1 protein-coding gene, 1 tRNA gene, 1 rRNA gene and 1 other annotated feature (2 of these 4 only partly in view) are annotated in these 2500 nt (G+C 45.5%); all 3 genes read left to right on the top strand.

Annotated elements, in window-relative coordinates; translation table 11 throughout:
- Positions 1 to 1437 (top strand) — a sequence feature (most likely nonfunctional fraction of RNA operon) (it extends 2266 nt beyond the left edge of the window).
- A 45-nt stretch (positions 1438 to 1482) separates the two neighbouring features.
- A 5S ribosomal RNA gene (rrf, locus tag BN6774_RS00085) occupies positions 1483 to 1599 on the top strand.
- Between the two features lie 5 nt (positions 1600 to 1604).
- Positions 1605 to 1680, top strand: a tRNA-Lys gene (locus BN6774_RS00080).
- A 105-nt stretch (positions 1681 to 1785) separates the two neighbouring features.
- Positions 1786 to 2500, top strand: partial view of an L-lactate dehydrogenase gene (locus BN6774_RS00075; protein WP_066889016.1) — the 5' portion only. Its footprint extends 236 nt past the window's final position; 715 of the gene's 951 nt are visible here — the first part of the coding sequence; it begins with the start codon at positions 1786 to 1788; its stop codon lies off the right edge, out of view.

Here is a 2500-nt window from a genome sequence, read left to right as displayed (position 1 = left end):
AAGGATAGGATGTGCTAGCGATTGGAAATGCTAGTCTAAGCATTTAGGGAGTTAAGATAGGCAAATCCGTCTTAACAATCCTGAGGTGTGATGGGGAAGGTCTTTTAGACTGAAGTATCTGATTCCCTGCTTCCAAGAAAAGCATCTAGAGAGAGAAGTAGTGCCCGTACCGCAAACCGACACAGGTAGATGAGGAGAGAATCCTAAGGCCATCGGAAGAATTGCAGTTAAGGAACTAGGCAAATTGACCCCGTAAGTTAGCGAGAAGGGGTGCCTGTGAGAGCAGGCCGCAGAGAATAGGCCCAAGCAACTGTTTAGCAAAAACACAGGTCTCTGCTAAAGCGCAAGCTGATGTATAGGGGCTGACGCCTGCCCGGTGCTGGAAGGTTAAGGGGAACACTTAGCGCAAGCGAAGGTGTGAACTTAAGCCCCAGTAAACGGCGGCCGTAACTATAACGGTCCTAAGGTAGCGAAATTCCTTGTCAGGTAAGTTCTGACCCGCACGAATGGCGTAATGACTTGGGCACTGTCTCAACTGCAAATCCGGCGAAGTTGTAGTGCGAGTGAAGATGCTCGCTACCCGCGATTGGACGGAAAGACCCCGTAGAGCTTTACTGTAGCTTAGCATTGAGTTTCGATATTGTCTGTACAGGATAGGTGGGAGACTGAGAAGCTAGGGCGTCAGCCTTAGTGGAGTCATCCTTGGGATACCACCCTGACAGTATTGGGATTCTAACCGGACGCCATGAAACTGGTGACGGGACATTGTTAGGTGGGCAGTTTGACTGGGGCGGTCGCCTCCTAAAATGTAACGGAGGCGCCCAAAGGTTCCCTCAGAACGGTCGGAAATCGTTCGTAGAGTGCAAAGGCAGAAGGGAGCCTGACTGCGACACCCACAAGTGGAGCAGGGACGAAAGTCGGGCTTAGTGATCCGGTGGTACCTCGTGGGAGGGCCATCGCTCAACGGATAAAAGCTACCTCGGGGATAACAGGCTGATCTCCCCCAAGAGTCCACATCGACGGGGAGGTTTGGCACCTCGATGTCGGCTCGTCGCATCCTGGGGCTGTAGTAGGTCCCAAGGGTTGGGCTGTTCGCCCATTAAAGCGGCACGCGAGCTGGGTTCAGAACGTCGTGAGACAGTTCGGTCCCTATCCGTCGCGGGCGTAGGAAATTTGAGAGGAGCTGTCCTTAGTACGAGAGGACCGGGATGGACTGACCTCTGGTGCACCAGTTGTTCCGCCAGGAGCATAGCTGGGTAGCTAAGTCGGGAAGGGATAAACGCTGAAAGCATCTAAGCGTGAAGCCCCCCTCAAGATGAGATTTCCCATAGCATAAGCTAGTAAGACCCCTTGAAGAACACAAGGTTGATAGGTCAGAGGTGTAAGTGTGGTAACATATTTAGCTGACTGATACTAATAGGTCGAGGGCTTGACCAAAATAAGTTATTAGTTCATGTGCAATTTTCAGAGAACACTCTGAAATCTGGTGATGATGGCGTAGAGGAAACACTCCTTCCCATTCCGAACAGGAAAGTTAAGCTCTACAGCGCCGATGGTACTGCACGGGAGACTGTGTGGGAGAGTAGGACGTTGCCAGGTAATATGCGTTATTAGCTCAGTTGGTAGAGCACCTGACTCTTAATCAGGGTGTCCCGGGTTCGATCCCCTGATGACGCACCAAAATCCTAAACTTATGTTTAGGATTTTTTTATTTTCAATTATAATGTAATTATTAAAAATCGTGGTAAACTAAGTATTGATAGAATAAATTTTAGGAGGTTTAATATGGTTTCAAAAAGAAGAAAAGTGGCTATAGTTGGAACAGGATTAGTTGGGTCTAGCACAGCCTTTAGTTTAATAACCCAAGGAGTTTGTGATGAAGTTCTTTTGATAGATATAAATAAAGAAAAAGCCCTTGGTGAAGTAATGGATTTGAATCATTGTATAGAATACTTGAATAGGAATACTAAGATCAAGGTAGGTTCTTATGAAGAGTGCGGAGATGTTGATATAGTAGTAATAACAGCAGGAGCACCGCCTAAGCCAGGGCAAACAAGATTAGATACCTTAGATTTATCAGCTAGGATAGCAGAGTCTATAGTTACTCCCATAATGAAAAGTGGGTTTAATGGGCATTTTATAATTGTATCAAATCCTGTAGATATAATAGCGCATTATGTATATAAGTTATCAGGGTTACCTAAGAGTAATGTAATTGGGTCTGGAACATCTGTGGATTCAGCTAGGTTAAAAAATTTTATAGGGGATATATTTAATGTGGACCCTAGGAGTGTTCAAGCATATTCAATGGGAGAACATGGAGACTCTCAAATGGTTCCATGGTCTCATGTATATATAGGTGGTAAACCATTTAATAAAGTAATAGAAGATAATAAAGATAGGTATGGAGAAGTGGACTTAGATAAGTTAGTACTAGATACTGCTAGAGCAGGATGGGAAGTATATAATAGAAAAGGAACTACATACTATGCTATAGCTT

Origin of the sequence: Clostridium nigeriense, assembly GCF_900086595.1 — a bacterium.
GTDB classification, from domain to species: domain Bacteria; phylum Bacillota; class Clostridia; order Clostridiales; family Clostridiaceae; genus Clostridium; species Clostridium nigeriense.
Note: the sequence above shows the minus strand (reverse complement) of the source record. Positions and strands in the feature narration are given on the sequence as shown.